This window comes from Leisingera sp. M658 (assembly GCF_025144145.1).
Lineage (GTDB): Bacteria > Pseudomonadota > Alphaproteobacteria > Rhodobacterales > Rhodobacteraceae > Leisingera.
The window spans coordinates 1,819,057-1,837,108 of record NZ_CP083546.1 but is presented as its reverse complement, the minus strand read 5'-3'; the positions used below and the strand labels follow the sequence as shown (position 1 = coordinate 1,837,108).

15 protein-coding genes and 2 pseudogenes are annotated in these 18,052 nt (G+C 59.4%); 11 read left to right on the top strand and 6 right to left on the bottom strand.

The features are described 5' to 3' along the window. Positions 1 to 32: 32 nt before the first annotated feature. Together tkt and K3724_RS09195 are read left to right on the top strand one after the other, a co-directional pair. Positions 33 to 2,054, top strand: a complete 2,022-nt coding sequence (gene tkt, locus K3724_RS09200; RefSeq protein ID WP_259992046.1) for a transketolase — start codon at positions 33 to 35, stop codon at positions 2,052 to 2,054. 153 nt (positions 2,055 to 2,207) lie between these two features. Then, the gene (locus K3724_RS09195; protein ID WP_259992044.1) at positions 2,208 to 3,107 is read left to right on the top strand and encodes an acyl-CoA desaturase; all 900 of its coding nucleotides are present in this window, start codon (positions 2,208 to 2,210) and stop codon (positions 3,105 to 3,107) included. A 19-nt stretch (positions 3,108 to 3,126) separates the two neighbouring features. On the opposite strand, the gene K3724_RS09190 is transcribed toward K3724_RS09195, so the two are convergent. Further along, positions 3,127 to 4,095: a DUF808 domain-containing protein gene (locus K3724_RS09190; RefSeq protein WP_259992042.1), complete on the bottom strand. Its 969-nt coding sequence runs from the start codon at positions 4,093 to 4,095 to the stop codon at positions 3,127 to 3,129. A 245-nt stretch (positions 4,096 to 4,340) separates the two neighbouring features. On the opposite strand from K3724_RS09190, the gene gap reads away from it, so the two are divergent. Together gap and K3724_RS09180 are read left to right on the top strand one after the other, a co-directional pair. After that, positions 4,341 to 5,342 carry a type I glyceraldehyde-3-phosphate dehydrogenase gene (gene gap, locus K3724_RS09185; RefSeq protein WP_259992039.1) on the top strand — a complete coding sequence of 334 codons (1,002 nt, stop codon included), beginning with the start codon at positions 4,341 to 4,343 and terminating at the stop codon, positions 5,340 to 5,342. Between the two features lie 76 nt (positions 5,343 to 5,418). Further along, complete coding sequence (locus K3724_RS09180; RefSeq protein WP_259992037.1) at positions 5,419 to 5,562, top strand: hypothetical protein; 144 nt, start codon at positions 5,419 to 5,421, stop codon at positions 5,560 to 5,562. Positions 5,563 to 5,727: 165 nt separating this feature from the next. Here the strand turns inward: K3724_RS09180 and coaD are convergent, their stop codons facing one another. The 3 genes from coaD to K3724_RS09165 form a co-directional block, all read right to left on the bottom strand. Beyond that, positions 5,728 to 6,228, bottom strand: coding sequence for a pantetheine-phosphate adenylyltransferase (gene coaD / locus K3724_RS09175; protein WP_259992035.1), 501 nt, complete (start codon positions 6,226 to 6,228; stop codon positions 5,728 to 5,730). A gap of 95 nt (positions 6,229 to 6,323) precedes the next feature. Beyond that, entirely contained in the window at positions 6,324 to 6,758 is a 435-nt protein-coding gene (locus K3724_RS09170) for a CBS domain-containing protein (protein WP_259992032.1), read from the bottom strand. Positions 6,759 to 6,813: 55 nt separating this feature from the next. Further along, a complete protein-coding gene (locus K3724_RS09165; protein ID WP_259992030.1) occupies positions 6,814 to 7,710 on the bottom strand; it encodes a LysR family transcriptional regulator in 897 nt (298 codons plus the stop codon). A 136-nt stretch (positions 7,711 to 7,846) separates the two neighbouring features. Between K3724_RS09165 and K3724_RS09160 the strand changes: the two genes are divergently transcribed. The 3 genes from K3724_RS09160 (at position 7,847) to K3724_RS09150 (ending at position 11,349) form a co-directional block, all read left to right on the top strand. Continuing rightward, complete coding sequence (locus K3724_RS09160) at positions 7,847 to 9,346, top strand: CoA-acylating methylmalonate-semialdehyde dehydrogenase (protein ID WP_259992028.1); 1,500 nt, start codon at positions 7,847 to 7,849, stop codon at positions 9,344 to 9,346. Between the two features lie 210 nt (positions 9,347 to 9,556). After that, positions 9,557 to 10,591 carry a fatty acid desaturase gene (locus K3724_RS09155; RefSeq protein WP_259992026.1) on the top strand — a complete coding sequence of 345 codons (1,035 nt, stop codon included), beginning with the start codon at positions 9,557 to 9,559 and terminating at the stop codon, positions 10,589 to 10,591. A 155-nt stretch (positions 10,592 to 10,746) separates the two neighbouring features. After that, on the top strand, positions 10,747 to 11,349 hold the full coding sequence (locus tag K3724_RS09150) for a L,D-transpeptidase (RefSeq protein WP_259992024.1): 603 nt from the start codon (positions 10,747 to 10,749) through the stop codon (positions 11,347 to 11,349). 79 nt (positions 11,350 to 11,428) lie between these two features. Here K3724_RS09150 and K3724_RS09145 read toward each other — a convergent pair whose 3' ends face one another. Further along, complete coding sequence (locus K3724_RS09145) at positions 11,429 to 12,238, bottom strand: hypothetical protein (protein WP_259992022.1); 810 nt, start codon at positions 12,236 to 12,238, stop codon at positions 11,429 to 11,431. 204 nt (positions 12,239 to 12,442) lie between these two features. Here K3724_RS09145 and K3724_RS09140 point away from each other — a divergent pair. Beyond that, a pseudogene (locus K3724_RS09140) lies at positions 12,443 to 13,148 on the top strand (IS3 family transposase); the annotation flags it as partial. A 54-nt stretch (positions 13,149 to 13,202) separates the two neighbouring features. Here the strand turns inward: K3724_RS09140 and K3724_RS09135 are convergent. After that, positions 13,203 to 14,331, bottom strand: a pseudogene (locus K3724_RS09135) (IS5 family transposase). Between the two features lie 79 nt (positions 14,332 to 14,410). Here K3724_RS09135 and K3724_RS09130 point away from each other — a divergent pair. From K3724_RS09130 to K3724_RS09120, 3 genes are all read left to right on the top strand, one after another. Further along, a complete protein-coding gene (locus tag K3724_RS09130) occupies positions 14,411 to 14,584 on the top strand; it encodes a tail protein X (RefSeq protein WP_259992020.1) in 174 nt (57 codons plus the stop codon). Positions 14,585 to 14,587: 3 nt separating this feature from the next. Then, a complete protein-coding gene (locus tag K3724_RS09125) occupies positions 14,588 to 15,568 on the top strand; it encodes a phage late control D family protein (RefSeq protein ID WP_259992018.1) in 981 nt (326 codons plus the stop codon). Between the two features lie 415 nt (positions 15,569 to 15,983). Continuing rightward, the gene (locus tag K3724_RS09120; protein WP_259992016.1) at positions 15,984 to 17,915 is read left to right on the top strand and encodes an acyltransferase family protein; all 1,932 of its coding nucleotides are present in this window, start codon (positions 15,984 to 15,986) and stop codon (positions 17,913 to 17,915) included. The last annotated feature ends 137 nt before the right edge of the window (positions 17,916 to 18,052 follow it).

Below are 18,052 nucleotides of genomic sequence, written 5' to 3'. Positions count from 1 at the left end.
CAATTGCCTGTTAACGCCAAAGGACGATCCAAGTGGACCTGACAGCCCTGCGCACCGCCAATCCCGACCATTGGAACAAGGCCGCCGCCATTCGCGCGCTGGCACTGGACGCCGTCGCCGCCGCCAATTCCGGCCACACCGGAATGCCGATCGGCATGGCCGATGTAGCGACCGTGCTGTTCGAAAAGCACCTCAAATTCGATGCATCCAACCCGCAGTGGCCGGACCGCGACCGGTTCATCCTGTCGGCGGGCCACGGCTCGATGCTGATCTATTCGCTGCTGTATCTTACCGGCGACCGCCAGGTGACCCTGGATCAGATCAAGAATTTCCGCCAGACCGGCGCGCTGACTGCGGGCCATCCGGAAAACTTCCTGCTGGACGCGGTTGAAACCACCACCGGCCCGTTGGGCCAAGGCATCTCCAACGCCGTCGGCTTTGCCATGGCAGAAGAAATGCAGCGCGCACATTACGGCAAGAAGGTCGTGGATCACCACACCTATGTCATCGCCGGCGACGGCTGCCTGATGGAAGGTATCAGCCAGGAGGCCATCGGCCTTGCCGGCCGCCACCAGTTGGGCAAGCTGATTGTGTTCTGGGACAACAACAACATCACCATCGACGGCACTGTTGAACTCAGCGACCGTACCAACCAGGTGCAGCGCTTCAAGGCCTCGGGCTGGCAGGTGCTGGAAATCGACGGCCACGACCCCAAGGCCATCAACGAGGCCATCGAGGCCGCCAAGAAGTCCAAGAAACCGTCGATGATCGCCTGCAAGACCCATATCGCCTTAGGCCACGCCGCGCAGGACACCTCCAAGGGCCACGGTGCCCTGACCGACGCGGACCAGTTGAAGGCGGCAAAAGACGCCTATGGATGGACCGGCGGCGCGTTTGAGGTGCCGAGCGAGATTAAGTCCCAGTGGGAAGAAATCGGTGCGCGCGGCAAATCCGAGCGTGAAGCCTGGGAAACCCGTTTTGCTGAGCTGTCGTCGCAAAAGCAGGACCGTTTCAACCGCGCCTATGCGCTGGACGCGCCCAAGAAACTGTCCGCCGCCATCAAGGCGCTGAAAAAGCAGGTGAGCGAAGAGCAGCCATCGGTTGCCACCCGCAAGTCCTCGGAAATGGCGCTGGCCGTCATCAACCCCTTGATGCCGGAAACCGTGGGCGGCTCGGCTGACCTCACCGGTTCCAACAACACCAAGACCGGTGATCTCGGCACCTTTGACACCGACAACCGCAAGGGCCGCTATGTCTATTGGGGCATCCGCGAGCACGGCATGGCTGCGGCGATGAACGGCATGGTGCTGCACGGCGGCGTGCGGGCTTACGGCGGCACCTTCTTCTGCTTCACCGACTATGCCCGCCCGGCGATGCGTCTGGCCGCTCTGTCGAAGATCCCAACCGTGTTTGTGATGACCCACGACTCGATCGGCGTCGGCGAAGACGGCCCGACCCACCAGCCGGTGGAGCATTTGGCAATCTGCCGCGCGACCCCGAACACCTATGTGTTCCGCCCCGCCGACACCGTGGAAACCGCCGAGGCCTGGGAAATCGCCCTGACGTCCAAGGACACCCCGTCGGTGATGACGCTCACCCGTCAGAACCTGCCGACCGTGCGGACCGAACACAAGCTGACCAACATGGTCGAAAAAGGCGCCTATGTGCTGGCCGAGGCCGAGGGTAAGCGTCAGGTAATCCTGATCGCCACCGGCTCCGAGGTATCCGTCGCGATGGAAGCCAAGGCCAAGCTGGAAGCGGAAGGCATCGGCACCCGCGTCGTCTCCATGCCCTGCATGGAGCTGTTTGCGCAGCAGGACGAAGCCTACCGCCGCAAGGTCCTGCCCGCAGGCCCGGTGCGTGTGGGTATTGAGGCCGCCATGCGCGCCGGCGGCTGGGACCGCTGGCTGCTGGGCGAGCGCGGCCAGGAGAAGAAAGCCGGTTTCGTCGGCATGGACCGCTTCGGTGCGTCTGCACCAGCAGGCGAGCTGTTCGAACGCTTCGGCATCACGGCTGAGGGCACAGTGGCCAAGGTAAAAGAGCTGCTGGGCTAAGCCTATCCCAAATTCACGTTACGGAGGGGTGCCTGCGGGCGCCCCTTTTTCTTTGGCAACAGCTCTTTCCGATTTTGCTTTCGGTCGCACTGCGATAGCACGCCAAGGGAGAGCGTTATCAGGGCTTACACGCAATGGAGAAGTTTGCGCACTATGAACTCGCTGGTTTCAACTGAACGGTATCTGTCTTCAAGTGTCACGTCTGCAACTTGCGGTAAGATCCACGTTGTTCCGAGCAAAGCAGTCTGGCTATTGTTTCACGGTGTTTTGGGCCTTACGGGCATGGTCTTCTTCCCCGCAATTGACGCGTTTACTGTTTTCTTAATCCTCACAGCAGTGACAATTTGCGCCGGACATTCTGTTGGCATGCATCGTTTGCTTATACACCGCAGCTTCGAAACCACTAAAGCAATCGAATTTTTGCTAGTATGGCTAGGAACTTTGGTCGGCATGGCTGGCCCGATAGGCATGATAAAAACCCATGACATGCGGGACTGGCACCAACGGCAAAAGGATTGTCCTCCGCACCCCTCTCATGACACGCATTTTATTAGGGATGCATGGTGGCAACTGTGCTGTGAATTCAAACTTGAAAGACCTCCACAGTTTATCTTGGAGGACCGTGTCCACTTTAGCAGAATGTACTCAGTCATGGAGAGAACTTGGATGCTTCAGCAAGTTCCTCTTGCCCTTGCTCTCTTCGGACTTGGAGGAATAGCTTGGGTTTTCTGGGGATGTTCGCTCAGGATCTTTGTATCTCTGGTCGGTCACTGGATGGTTGGTCATTTCGCACATAAGCGTGGCCAACAAGGATGGCGGATAGCAGGCCTTCCCGTTCAAGGGTTTAACCTGCCCCGTCTTGGTTTGATCACCTTTGGGGAAAACTGGCACGGCAATCATCATGCTTTTCCGCATTCCGCGCGGCTTGGCATCGAAAAAGGTCAAACCGATCCGGGCTTTTGGCTGATTACCATACTTGAACGCATCGGATTCGTTTGGAACGTAAAGCTGCCAGACTCCGCTCCACCAAGAGAAGGCTTGATGCGTATCTAGAACCTGGGCAGTTTCGCGACTACATTTTCTTCTCCGTCTTTATCGTCCCCCAAACCGGCCCGATCACCTTGGTCGCCAGTGGGATCAGCAACAGTCCCAGCCCGACGCCAAACACCCCGTCCATTGCCGCCTTAGCGGTCCATTCGGCAAAGCCGGTCCAGGCGGCAGGCACAGTATGACCCACGGCATAGGCCCAGTCATGGATCAGATGGCCCAGCCAACCAAAGCCCAGCACCTCCAGCCCGTGGATGATGATGGAGCCGCCAACCCACAGCATCGCAGCGGTGCCGACCACCGACAGGATCTTCATCAGCACCGGCATGAATTTCACCAGCCCGTGCCCTAGCCCGCGGCCGATGGGTGTCGGGGCATTTTGCGCCAGATACAGGCCAACATCATCCATCTTCACGATCAGCGCGACAGAACCATAGACCGCCAGCGTTACACCAATCGCCACCACAGCCAGCGTGGCCGCCTGCATCCAGACGTTCGGCGCCTCGATAGCGGCCAGGGCAATGGTCATGATCTCGGCGGACAGGATGAAATCGGTCTTGATCGCCCCCTTGATTTTCTGCTCCTCCAGATGGCCGGGATCCTTGACGCTCATATCCTCATCAATGGCGTGGCTCGCGTGTGGGAACAGCACGTGAAAAACCTTCTCGGCCCCCTCAAAGCACAGGTAACTCCCGCCCAGCATCAGCAAGGGCGTGATGGCCCAAGGCGCAAAATTGGCCAGCAGCATCGCCACCGGCATCAACAGGATCAACTTGTTGAACAGCGAACCGCGGGTGATGCGCCAGATGATCGGCAGCTCGCGCGCAGGCGCAAAGCCTTGCAGGTACTTGGGCGTCACCGCCGCGTCGTCAATGATCACGCCGGCCGTCTTGGCGCCGGCCTTGCCCGCCGCCGCCGCCACATCATCGACCGAGGCCGCCGCAACCTTGGCAATCCCTGCAACATCATCCAGAAGTGCCAGCAAACCGCTCATGCCAAATCCCTCAAATCCTGTCCGCGTTCGGGGGCAATCTGCCCGCTTCCGCGCCGCAGCACAAGCGTTAGCGCCACCGCCGCCGAACCGCAGATTTCCGTTAACGCCACCGCCGCAAACCGTTAGCGCCACCGCTCGCTTTTTGCGCTAACAGTTTCATTTAATGACGCTTTTACCTCTTTAGACCACATCAGCCCCGGTCTATATGGCGGTCAAAGGTTTTTGCTCGCTTGGAGACGTAACTCATGACCATCAAAGTCGGGATCAACGGTTTTGGCCGCATCGGCCGCTGCACCCTGTCGCATATCGCCGCCTCGGGCCGCGACGACATCGAAGTGATCAAGGTGAACGCAACCGGCCCGTTGGAGACCGCAGCCCACCTGATCAAATACGATAGCGTGCATGGCCGTTTCCCCGGCGAGGTCACCATCGGCGAGGGCACCATGAACCTGGGCCGCGGCGACATGCAGATGTTCTCCACCTACGACTTGGGCGCGCTGGACTGGTCGGGCTGCGACGTGGTTCTGGAATGCACCGGCAAGTTCAACGACGGTGAAAAAGCCAAGGCGCACCTTGAGCGCGGCGCCAAGAAAGTGCTGCTGTCCGCCCCCGGCAAAAACGTCGACAAGACCATCGTGTTCGGTGTCAACGACGACCAGCTGACCGCTGCCGACACCATGATCTCCAACGGCTCCTGCACCACCAACTGCCTGGCGCCGCTGGCCAAGGTGCTGGACGAGGCGTTTGGCATCGAGCATGGCATCATGACCACCATCCACGCCTATACCGGCGACCAGCCGACCCTGGACCGCCGCCACAGCGATCTGTACCGCGCCCGCGCCGCTGCCATGTCGATGATCCCGACCTCAACCGGCGCCGCCAAAGCGCTTGGTGAAGTACTGCCGAACCTGAAAGGCCGCCTGGACGGTTCCGCCATCCGCGTGCCGACACCGAATGTCTCCGCCGTGGACCTGACCTTCCGTGCAGGCCGCGATGTGACCGCCGAGCAGATCAACGCCGCCGTCAAGGAAGCCGCCGAAGGCCCGATGAAGGGCGTTCTGGGCTATGAGCCGGCGCCGCTGGTCTCCTGCGACTTCAACCACTCGCCGGAAAGCTCGATCTTTGCGCCGGATCAGACCCGGGTGCTGGACGGCCGCATGGTGCGGGTGCTGGCCTGGTACGACAATGAATGGGGTTTCTCGGTCCGCATGGCTGATGTGGCCGTTGCCATGGGCAAACTGGGCTAATCTCAGTCTAACCCCTTGAGACTTCACGCCCGCTCAGGTTATCTGGGCGGGCGTTTTCTATTGCGGCGGAGCCCCGATGACTAACCGGATTGCCATTGCCCTCGGCGTGTTCCTGATTGCCGCCGCGGTGATCGACATTGCCATGTTCGGCGATCAGCACATGATCTTCCTGGGCAAGAAACTGTTTACCCTGATCGACTGGGTCGCCTTCTGGCGCTGACCGGCCTGTGGCCGCCTGCCACAGGTTTCGCGGCCGCCCGTGCCGGTTTTGCTTCTTTCTGGTGCAAAATACCCCGGGGTGAATTGGCCTGCGGCCAAGAGGGGCAGCGCCCCTCCCGCGTCAGCTTGCGGTCCACTCTGTGCAGCGGGATTGCGCCACGCCGGTTCAGGCGGTCTTGCCCAGACGTTCCAGCAGCTTGTCGTTGACCAGCGGGGTGACGAATTTCGACACGTCGCCGTCCAGCCGGGCGATTTCCTTGACCAGTTTGGATGCAATCGCCTGGTGCCGAGCCTCTGCCATCAGGAACACGGTCTCAATCGAGCTGTCCAACGCCCGGTTCATACCGACCATCTGAAACTCATATTCGAAATCGGCAACCGCCCGCAAACCGCGCACGATGATCTGCGCGCCGACATCGCGGGCGCAGTTGATCAGCAGGTTTTCAAACGGATGCGCAACAATCTCGGTACCGGTTTCGGTGCTGAGCTTGGCGCATTCCGCCTCGATCATCTCAACCCGCTCTTCCAGGTCAAACAGCGGCCCCTTGTCGCGGTTGATTGCCACGCCGATAACCAGTTTATCCACCATCGCGCTGGCGCGGCGGATAATGTCGATATGCCCGATGGTGATCGGGTCAAATGTGCCGGGATACAGACCCACACGCATGGGCGGCCTCCTGCCTTGTCAGAATTTTTGCACAGGCAAACATATTTGCGGCCATCATTGCAAGAGGGCAGAAATACGGACGCCGCCGCTGCGGCTTAGTGCCCCATGATCATGCCTTGCAGGGCATCTTTCTCCATCGCCACCTGCGCCAGCTGCGCTTTGACCAGATCGCCAAGCGTTACGATCCCAACAAGTTTTCCGTCTTCGACAACCGGCATATGGCGGAAACGCCCTTCGGTCATCTGCTGCAGCACACCGCCGACATTCGACTGGCTGGTGCAGGTCACCAGCTTGCGCGTCATGTATTCGCTGACAGGTTTGCTCAGGCAGCCGGACCCGGTGGCGGCAAGCTCGCGGACAATATCGCGCTCAGACAGAATGCCATCGGGTTTTTCTCCATCCGCGGAAACTACAACGGAACCGAATTTGTTCTCGGCCAAAAGCTTTGCTGCTTCCGACACGCTGGCATCCGGCTTGATCGTGACCACACCGTTGGTGGCTTTGGACTTCAAAATGACCTGAACGAGCACGTTGCAGACCTCCATAATATTGGCGCGTTTCAATTAAGTGTGCCGCAACGCAGCTTTAAGTCAAGGCTTCCAGCCGGGCCACCTCGTCGCGGATGCCTTTCGACAACGCCTGGGCAAAGCGGTTCAACCGCTCGCTGCGCTGGTCGCCCTGGTGGCGCACCAGATGGAAACTGCGGCTGAGGCTGACCTTGTCGGTCAGGATCTTGCGCAGCATCCGGTGGGCCGGCAGGCTGAAATCATGGGCGATGCAGATCGCCGTGCCCTGCGCTGCCATCTTGATCTGCACTGACACGGAATTCGACGCCAGCGCCACCCGCTCGACGCCGATGTCGTTGAGGTAGTCCAGTTCCTTGTCGAAAATCATATCCGGGATGTAGCCGATCATCTTGTGGCCCTTCAGATCCGCCAGCCCGTTGATCGGCGGATGGTTCTTCAGGTAATGGCGCGAGGCGACCAGATGCAGCCGGTAGTCGCAGATCTTCTGCACCAGCAGCTTGCCCGCTGTCGGCGCGCTGACGGTCACTGCCATATCCGCTTCGCGGCGGCTGAGATTGATCACCCGCGGCAGCGCCACGATCTGGATGTCCAGATCCGGGTTCTCCTCAGCGATCCGGGCGCAGACCTGCGGCAACAGATAATTGGCGCTGCCATCCGGGGCGCCGATGCGAATCTGCCCGGACATGGTGTCGCTGGGTCCGCTCAGCGCTTCGGTCCCGGCCCGCATGGCCTGTTCGGCCGCTTCGGCATGGACCAGCAGACGGTCGCCCGCAGCGCTCAGCGCATAGCCCTGCGGCGATTTCACAAACAGCGGCGTTTCCAGTGCGGCCTCAAACCGGGCGACCCGCCGCCCCACCGTGGCAGGGTCCATTTTCAGGATACGGCCGGCGCCCGACAGGCTCGCCTCCCGTGCCACCGCCAAAAACACTTTCATATCATCCCACTGCGGATCCATTGGCCCGGGTCCTCCGTCTTGCTGCTAACGTTCTGTTAACCTTTTGCGTTCCTGCAAAGCCTCTTTGAAATCTTTCCTCTTTTCCGATGATTTTTGCAAGCCTAGGATTAAGGCAAGATGAACAGAGGAGGATCCGATGAAAGAACTCGGCCATTTTATTAACGGCGCACTGGTCTCCGGCACCTCGGGCCGCTTTGACGATATCTTCAACCCTGCAACCGGCGAAGTGCAGTATCTCTGCCCGATGGCCAGCGTTGCGGAAACCACTGACGCCATTGAAAAAGCAGCCGCTGCGCAGCCCGCCTGGGGCGCCACCAACCCGCAGAAACGAGCCCGCGTGATGATGGCCATGGTCGGCCTGATGAACCGCGACATGGACAAGCTGGCCGAAGCGCTGAGCCGCGAGCACGGCAAAACCATCCCCGACGCCAAGGGCGACCTGCAGCGCGGTTTGGAAGTGATCGAATACTGCATTGGCGCACCTCAGATGCTGAAGGGTGAATTCACCGACAGCGCAGGCCCCGGCATCGACATGTATTCCATGCGTCAGCCGCTGGGCGTGGTTGCCTCGATCATGCCGTTCAACTTCCCCGCGATGATGCCGCTGTGGCACGTCGGCCCGGCCCTGGCCTGCGGCAACGCGGTGGTGCTGAAGCCCTCCGAGCGCGACCCCTCGGTGCCGCTGATGCTGGCTGAACTCTTTGTCGAGGCCGGCCTGCCCGCAGGCGTGTTCCAGGTGGTGAACGGCGACCGAGAAGCGGTTGATACCCTGCTCGACAGCGAGATCATCCAAGGCGTGTCCTTTGTCGGCTCCACCCCGATTGCGCAGTACATCTATTCCCGCGCCACCGCCAACGGCAAGCGCGCGCAGTGTTTTGGCGGCGCCAAGAACCACATGATCGTGATGCCCGACGCCGATCTGGACCAGGCAGCAGACGCGCTGGTCGGTGCAGGCTTCGGTGCAGCAGGCGAACGCTGCATGGCAATCTCGGTTGCGGTTCCGGTGGGTGAGGAAACCGCCGACAAGCTGATCGAAAAGCTGATCCCGCGCATCGAAAAACTGAAAGTCGGCCCCTATACCGCAGGCGACGACGTGGATCTGGGTCCGGTTGTGACCGCGGCCTCCAAGGAGCGCATCCTGGGCCTGATCCAGTCCGGCGTCGATCAGGGCGCGGAACTGGTGGTCGACAACCGCGACTTTAAACTGCAGGGCTACGAGGACGGCTTCTTTGTCGGCGCCCATCTGTTTGACCGGGTGACCCCGGACATGGAGATCTACAAGCAGGAGATCTTTGGCCCGGTTCTGTCCACCGTCCGCGCGGAAACTTACGAGGACGCGCTGAAGCTGGCGATGGATCACGAATATGGCAACGGCACCGCGATCTTTACCCGTGACGGCGACACCGCGCGTGATTTCGCAAGCCGCGTCAACATCGGCATGGTCGGCATCAACGTGCCGATCCCGGTGCCGCTGGCCTATCACACCTTCGGCGGCTGGAAGAAGTCCATGTTCGGCGACCTGAACCAGCACGGCCCCGACAGCTTCAAGTTCTACTCCCGCACCAAGACCGTGACCTCACGCTGGCCCTCGGGCATCAAAGAAGGCGGCGAGTTCAACTTCAAAGCGATGGACTGACCTTCCGGCCAGGCCGGAAACAATCAGAGGCTCCGGATTTCCGGGGCCTCATTTTTTTGATCAGACTTCGAAAATCCGGGGCCAATCGATCACTATTTTGCGGTTTAGGCTGAATTGACCCTGTTTTGGCGGGCCTGCGGCAGAATTTCACTTGCCCCACGCGTCTGGTAGTCTATCCGGTCTGCATCAGACAAATAAAACGGCAGGCGTATGAGCAACTCCCCAGACCCCACCAGGCCGCAGGCGGCCGAGAAAACGGCGCGCGACTGGGTGAAGGTCCTCGCGCAGTACCGGGAACCCGATCACAGGCGCAGCGCGTTTGAACTGGCGGTCACGGTTGTCCCCTTTCTCCTGCTCTGGGCTCTGGCCTGGTGGTCGCTGTCGGTCAGCTACTGGCTGACGCTGGCGATCTCCATTCTGATCGCGGCTTTCCTGCTGCGCTTGTTCACCATTCAGCATGATTGCGGGCACGGTTCCTTTTTCCGCAACCGCCATGTCAGCGACTGGGTCGGCCGCATCATCGGCGTTCTGACCCTCACCCCGTATGACGTTTGGCGCCGCACGCATTCGATCCATCACAGCACCCATGGCAACCTGGGCAAGCGCGGCATGGGCGACATCCACACGATGACGGTGGCCGAATACCGGGCACTGGGACGCTGGGACCGGCTGATGTACCGGATCTACCGCCACCCTGTGACCCTGTTCGGCTTTGGCCCCGGCTACCTGTTCTTCCTGCAAAACCGCATTCCCTACGGTCTGATGAACCAGGCCCGCTACTGGATCAGCGCGATGGGCACCAATGCGGTGATCCTCGCAGCTGTCGGCATTATCTGGTACTTTGGCGGTCTGATGCCGCTTCTGCTGATCTTTGTGCCGGCAACACTGGTCGCCGCAACAGCAGGCATGTGGCTGTTCTATGTGCAGCACCAGTTTGAGACCACGCAATGGGAACAGGAAGAAGACTGGCAGCTGCATGACGCCGCCCTGCATGGCAGCTCGCACTATGTGCTGCCGCCGGTTCTGCAGTGGATCAGCGCCAATATCGGCATCCACCATGTGCATCACCTTTACAGCCGCATCCCGTTCTACCGCCTGACCGAAGTGCTGCGCGATCATGCGGAACTGTCCGAAGGCAACCGGATGACCATCCGCGAAAGCCTGGCCAATGCGCGGCTGCACCTGTGGGATGAAGACAGCAAACGCCTGCTGTCCTTCGCCCAGGCCCGCCAACTGCAAGCCTAAAGCCAGGCGGGAAACCCGGACCCCGGCGGCGGTCTTCCGCCGCTTTTCCCAACACAAGCTTGTGAGGCGCGGCAATTCCAGTATGCCGCCCCTAGGAAAACCCGTCCGCTTGCTTATCTTTCTGCGGAGTTTTCGAGCAGCTTGGCAGAGGAAAAATGACCAAACTCCGCATCACCCGCCGCGCCGCCCTGGCTGGCATCGGCGCCTCTTTGGCCACCCCGGCCATCCTGCGCGCGCAATCCACCGACGCCTTTCCGCAAAACGAACCCGCAATCCGTGAGGAAGTGCCGGTTCAGCGCAACCTGTCCGCCTTTACCCAGCAGAACTGGCAGGATCATTTCGACACGCTTGGCGCCGGTTGCCTGCTCGCCGATATCAGTTCCCGCGCGCTGCATTACTGGGGGCCGGATGGGGAAACCTACCGGCTGTTCCCCTCCTCTGTGCCGATGACCGAGGATCTGACCAAACGCGGCTACACCAAAGTGGTGCGCAAACGGGAAAACCCAAGCTGGACCCCAACCGCCTCCATGCGCGAGCGTGATCCGACCCTGCCGGTCCGGATCGAGGGCGGCGTTCCCGGCAACCCGCTGGGCACCCGGGCAATGTATCTGGACTGGCCGGCCTATCTGGTGCACGGAACCCACGACACCCGCAAGATCGGACGGCAAAGCTCCTCCGGCTGTATCGGCCTATACAATCAGCACGCCGAGGAACTGTTTGAAATGGTGCAGATCGGCACCCAGGTCCGGTTGCTGTAGCCAGAAGACCGGGTTCAAAATTTCAAAACAAGCGGAGCGCAGACGTGACTACGCTCCGTTGCATTCCGCTGACCCGAGATCAGGTCAAGCTGATGTGTTCCGGCTTCAGACCTGCATTGACCCTCTCAAGGGTTTTTTCCATCAAGGCCTCGAAATTACGAGTAAACTTTTGAGTGTCATACAGAGGCCCTTCTGCGATCCCCTGTTTGACCCTTGCTTTCACATCGGCAAGATGCTTTTGATCCCGTGCCAGTTTGAGTGCAAGAGCCTGGTATTTTTGAGGCGAACTGGCTACAAGTTCCTGCATTCCAACGTTGTGGAGTAGACTGGCAGCGACACGCGCCGCAAACTGTTTGCCAATTTTGGTGACAACAGGCACCCCGGCCCACAAGGCGTCGCTTGCGGTGGTATGCGCGTTCACTGCAAAAGTATCCAAAAAGATATCTGCAAGAGGCAAGCGGGCCAAGTGATCACTTTGATCTGCAAATCCGGCGAAAACTATCCGGTCGGCGGAAACACCTCGCTTCTTAGCTTCTTTGACAATGTTTTTCTGAGCTTCACTTTCATTGCAATAGAACCAAAGGACGCTGCCCGGTACCTTCTTCAGGAGTTTCATCCAAATATCGAACTCTTCAGGTGAAACCTTGTACGGACTATTGAAGGAGCAAAATACGAACGCATCCTCCGGCAGTCCAACATCGGAACGGGATGGATTGTTCGCTGATGCGGAGCGTTTGTCGTCATTTGGCTGATAACAGTCGGGCATATAAAGGATTTTTTCGGTATAGTGCTTTCGCAATTGAGTCGGTATCGTGACGGGATCAGCAACCATGTAGTCCATTTCCTTGACACCGCAGGTGCCAGGGTACCCCAGATATGTAACATGCACAGGAGCCAGCCGTTCATTAAAGGAGCCAGCCGTTCATTAAAGATGTTCAGGCGGTTGTCCTTTGTATACCCCTTCAAATCCACGGCAATATCCAGCCCGTCCTTTCGCGCGATTTCTGCAATTTCACTGTTTTCTTTGTCGGCCATGCTGGTCTTCCCCCACTGAAGTGGTCCTCCGCTATGTTTAGGAAAACGGCGGAATACCATGGCCAACAAACGGCCAAAGCCCGAGGAGATTGTCACGAAGTTACGGCAAGTTGAGGTTCTGACTGGGCAAGGTATGCCGCGTCTGGATGCGATCCGTCAGATTGGTGTGACTGAACAGACGTCTTATCGCTGGAAGATCGAAGCATCGCAGCGCCATTGGTTCAAGCGTGATGCTGAGGGTACGGTGGAATGGGCACGGACCAGCTGAAAGAACTGAAGCGTCTTCAGAAGGAAAATGAACGGCTGAGAAAGGCGGTGTCTGACTTGACGCTGGACAAGTTGATTTTGGCGGAAGCTGCGAAGGGAAACTTCTAAGCCCCGCTCGCCGCCGCGCTTGCATTGATCGCGTTCGTGCTGAACTGCACAGCCCGGAGCGCCGGGCATGCCGGGTTCTGAGACAGCATCGATCCACGCAGCGCAAAGTGCCAGTAGGCCGCGCTGATGAAGAACGATTGGCTGCCGGCATGATCGAGCAGGCGGGACAATACGGTCGATATGGCTATCGTCGGATTGCGGCTTTGCTGAGGGACGCTGGCTGGCATGTGAATGACAAGCGGGTCGAAAGGCTGTGGCGGCGAGAGGGGCTGAAAGTACCAATGAAACAGCCGAAAAAGGGACGGCTCTGGCTGAACGATGGATCGTGTGCGCGTCTTCGGCCACAACGGCGCAACCATGTCTGGTCATATGACTTCGTGCATTGCCGCGGCGTTGTTGCAAAACTCCCTCTTGAGGCCTGACTACCCCTTTCCCCTCTGAACTTAGGCGACGCGGACGATCTCGGCGGTGCCGAGTGCATTGAAGCGATTGATGAGGGCGATGCGGATGTGGATTTCAGCGGTTTGGCTACCAGGGTCTCTTGCGGCGATGCGTTCGCCGAATGCCTTCAAGCAGCGCATCTTTGCCTCGACCCGGCTCCGGGCGTGGTATCCTGTCCAGCGTTTCCAGAAGGCCCGGCCGTAGTGCCGGGTGGCGCGCAAGGTTTCGTTTCTGACCTGTGCCGCCGGGCAGTTTTCTTTCCACGGCTGGCCATTCTTGCGGATAGGGATAATCGGGACGGCCCACGCTTGATGATGGCGGAGTGGCAACGGCGCGTGTCATAGGCCCCGTCTGCAGTCACGCTGCCGATCTCTTCGTCCTTCGGACTCTGGTCGCGCAGTTCCGGCAGGACCGGGCTGTCCACTGCCCGGCAGTGGTTTGCGCAGCATAACCACGAGAGGGGCCGTCGCGGCTGGGGGTGAATTCCCTCTCGTCAGATTTGCTTTGCAAATCGCCTGCCGGACAAGGGACAGCACGGATGTCAGACGTGGCAGCATCCATCGCAAGATGCACCTTGCGCCCCTCTCATTGATTGCTCTGCAATCAACTGCCGGGCAGCGATTGGCGTCGCCCCTGAACGCCGTGCTTGCGGGCCTGCCACTCACCATCGCCAAGGAACTTGATCCCGGTGCTGTCCGTTGCCCGGCAGGGCATTGCATAGCAATGTCCCGAGAGGGGACGCAGGTTCAACGGACCATCGGCGCGGCGATACGGGATCTGGACGGCCAGCGTTCTATGGGCTTACGCGGCCCCACTGGGGCCACGGTCCCATCTCACTCTGCCGGCGGCACAGTGTAGAGAAATCGGGAACGGGCCAGTCCACAGGTGCAAAAGGCTGGCGACCATCCCGGCGGTCTGCCGGAGTGGCAACTTGAACAGAACCTTGATCGACAGGCAGAACTGGATCGCCGAGTTCGAGAAGACTGGTGGACGCCCCGGTCGCCCTTCATGCGGCGCGAGCCAGGTCATCTCTTTGTCCAACCGGATCAGAAGCGACCCGCGCTTCCTGAGCGCATCGTTGTAGCTGGACCAATTCGTCGTGCGGTAGCGGGCAGGTGCGGGCTTGCTCATCTAACCCGTCTAACCGCATGGATTCGTGATGTGAATCCTTAGCGGTCAGAGTTCTGCAACAATGCCTAGTGAAGGCGATATGATCGATGAGATCTGCAAGGATCACTACGGCCGCGAAGATATGGCCGTGACTGTCTATGAGGCAAATCCGGGTCTGGCCCAGCTTGGCCCGGATTTGCCGAAAGGGCTGGAAATCACCCTGCCCGCCACGCAGCCCGCAACCGTGCGCAAGCCTGTGCGGCTTTGGGGGTAAGTCATGAAAATTGCCTTCCGGATCATTGCTGACGGCTCCGACGTCACCGGCAACTTTGCCGACCGGCTTATCGGGCTGACCATTGTCGATGAGGCGGGCAGCAAGTCAGACCGCGCCGAGATCCAGGTTGACGACCGCGACTATGCGGTCGCCCTACCCGCGACCGGCGCCAAGCTGGACATTGCCCTGGGCTTCACCGGCGACCTGGTCGAACTGGGGCAATTCACCGTCGATGAAATCAGCGGCGAACTGGCACCGGACACCATGACGATCGGAGCCAAGGCCGCCGATATGCTGGGCGGGATCCGCGCCAAGAAAACCCGCTCCTGGCACAAGGTCACCGTGGAGGAGCTGGTGGGCAAAATCGCTGGGGAGCATGGGCTGAAAGCCGTCATCAGCGACAGCCTGAAGGCCCACGTCTACGCCTATCTGGCGCAAACCAGCGAGAGCGACCTGAACTTCCTCACCCGCCTGGCCCAGGACCTGGACGCCGTTTCCAAGCCCGCAGGCGGTGCCCTGGTGTTTGCCAAACGCGGCGAGAACAAAGGCGCTGACGGTTCCGACCTGCCTGTCTTTGACGTCCACCGCAGCCAGATTGCCTCCGGTGACTGGCAGATCAACGGACGCGGCAAATACGGCTGCGTTATTGTGGAATGGACCGACCTGGGCACCGCCAAGGTGCAGACCTGCAAAGCCGGAGACAAAGACCCGAAGCTGAAGCTGCGCCACCGCTACCCGTCCCAGAACGAAGCACAGCGCGCGGCCGACGCCGCCCTGGAACGCAGCGGCCGGGCCAGCGGCACCGTCAATATCAACCTGGGCGGCTTTTGGGGTGACCTGATGGCCGAGGCCAAAGTGAACCTGACCGGCATCAAGCCCGAACTGGAGGGGGAATGGCTGATTACAAGCGTCACCCACACACTGGCGGGCACATTGACGACAAGTTTCCAAGCCGAACGCGATAACGAGAAGGCCAATTCATGACCAAACTGCCAGACACAAGCTGGGCCAGGAAAGGCGGCAGCCGCGGCTAACGGCGCGGGCTGTCATTTTGAGCCCATTGAAGTCATTGGCCCCCCAGCATTTCCACGCATGTGTAGTACGCCACGTACGGCGCTAAGCAGATTTTCAGGACGCCGCAAAATGAACTCAAGCCGCGGCGCAATAATGATGTCCGCCCGGAGAACCCTACCTAATGGGTGGGAAACGCTGCCATCGCAGCGTAGCAACGTTCCTCACCATTGCGCCAGAGCGCCCTGACCGGACGGTCACGTACCTACTACAATTGGTATGCTCGTTTAGTCGAAGACAGTGTTGAGGCGCTGGCCGACCGGTAATTTTTGCTCGCGGCAGGTGGGTTGCACATGTATATCGCCGCGGAACCAAGCCGGATTGTACAATGAAATACCGCAGCGAAATTGATGGCCTCCGGACCTTAGCGGTCGTACCCGTTATCCTGTTCCATGCCGGCATTGCGCCGTTTGGGGGCGGCTACATCGGTGTTGATGTGTTTTTTGTCATTAGCGGTTACCTGATTTCCTCAATCATCTTTAACGAGCTTGAGCGCGGGGAATTCTCTGTCCTTCGGTTCTATCAGCGCCGTGCGCGCCGCATTCTGCCGGCTCTGTTCTTCGTGGTGCTGGCAAGTCTGCCTTTCGCCTGGAGCTGGCTGATGCCGCGCGACCTCAAGGATTTTTTGGAAAGCCTGGTTGGGGTATTGTTTTTCTTGTCGAATTTCCACTTCTGGTCGGAAGCGGGGTATTTTGATACTGCAGCCGAGCTCAAGCCCCTGCTCCACACCTGGAGCCTTGCGGTTGAAGAGCAGTATTACGTTATCTATCCACTGCTGCTGATGCTGTTGATGCCCCTTGGCGGGCGAGCCGTGACGGGAGCTTTGGCACTGCTGTTTGCCATCAGCCTGGCGCTGTCGCACTGGGGGCTTTCGCACCACCCTTCGGCCACCTTTTTCCTGCTCCCGCCCCGGGGCTGGGAACTCTTGGCCGGCGTATTTGCGGCCATGCTCCTGCGCCGCGATGGCGCTGTTCCAGGGGCAAGCCATGCCGGGATGCTTGCAGCGATGGGGCTGCTGATGATCCTGGCTCCGGTGTTCATCTACACGGAAACAACCAGGTTTCCAGGCGCTTATGCTTTGCCTCCCGTGTTGGGTACCGTACTGATCATACTTTTTGCAGCACCGGGAAGCCTGGTTCACCGGCTGCTTTCCGCCAAGCCGATGATATCAGTTGGTTTGATCTCATACAGTGCCTATCTGTGGCATCAACCGATCTTCGCATTTTTTAAGCACCGCTTCGGTTCGGCGTCTTTCGATCAGCATGTTTTTGAGCTGATTACACTGACGTTTCTACTGGCTGTTTTCAGCTACTGGGTGGTTGAGAAGCCGTTCCGCCGCACAGCCTCTCTGAAACAATTCACCGCTTGCATGTCAGCCTGTTTCGTCCTGACAGCAGGGGCTACCGCGGCTTTGATGGTGACTGTGCGGCACAATCATCTGGCCATTCCCTCCTACAAATGGGCGCTGGACCACGCGCCGGCTGACCTTGTTGAATACAGCGGACAATCCGGCCATTGGCAGGATTGCGCAGATTCTGTGGCAAACGTCGGGTTGAAATACTGCCGGTTTGGTGCCGTAGACCAGCCAGTGACCTTGGTATTGTGGGGAGACAGCCTGGCCGGGGCGCTGTTGCACGGGATGGATCTGATTGCTGATGAAAACGGCATCGCCGGCATGGCCTTTGTTTCCGATGCCTGCCCTCCAGTGCTGGGACTTCGCAACACCAGTGTATCAACCTGCTCGGCCAAAACCCATGAAGAGGCCATGAAACGGATCATGAATCTTCCGGATGCCAAGACTGTATTGATCACTGGAAACCTGTCTGTCGCCTCCTCCGCGGGAAATGTTCTGATTGACGGGCAGGGCGTGTCTCCCGGAGCTGTCCGTCAGAAAATCCGCCTGGCCTTGGAAACATTCAAAGAAGCGGGTCTGCAGACAGTATTGATCCAGGAAGGCCCGATCTTTGACGAGCCCGTTGCAGCGTATGAGCTTCAACGATTGCGGAGCAATCTGACTGAACCGCAATCCATTCCACGGACCGTGCAGGAAGCCAGGACCACCCCGACGCACCGGCTGGCCAACGAGTTCGACAGCTTTGTCGGCACCGTTGACTTCTTTTGCGGGCCAGAGAATTGCCCGTCAGTCGATGGCGAAGGGAAACTGGTTATCTTTGACCAGAACCACATCACGAAGACCTATTCAACTAAACTGGCAAAGCTGATTCTCTCGACGGCGGGGTCCGCACACGGACTACAATGAAGAGCCCGCCACGCAGGCCGACCCGACCCGGGCGTGCCTGTTTGCAATGTAATTTGCGACATTCTGAAGGCTTCCGTCAGCACCCTTGAAGTCAGAGCTCAATCCAAGACCGGGTAAATGCCTCAGTCGCCCTTGCA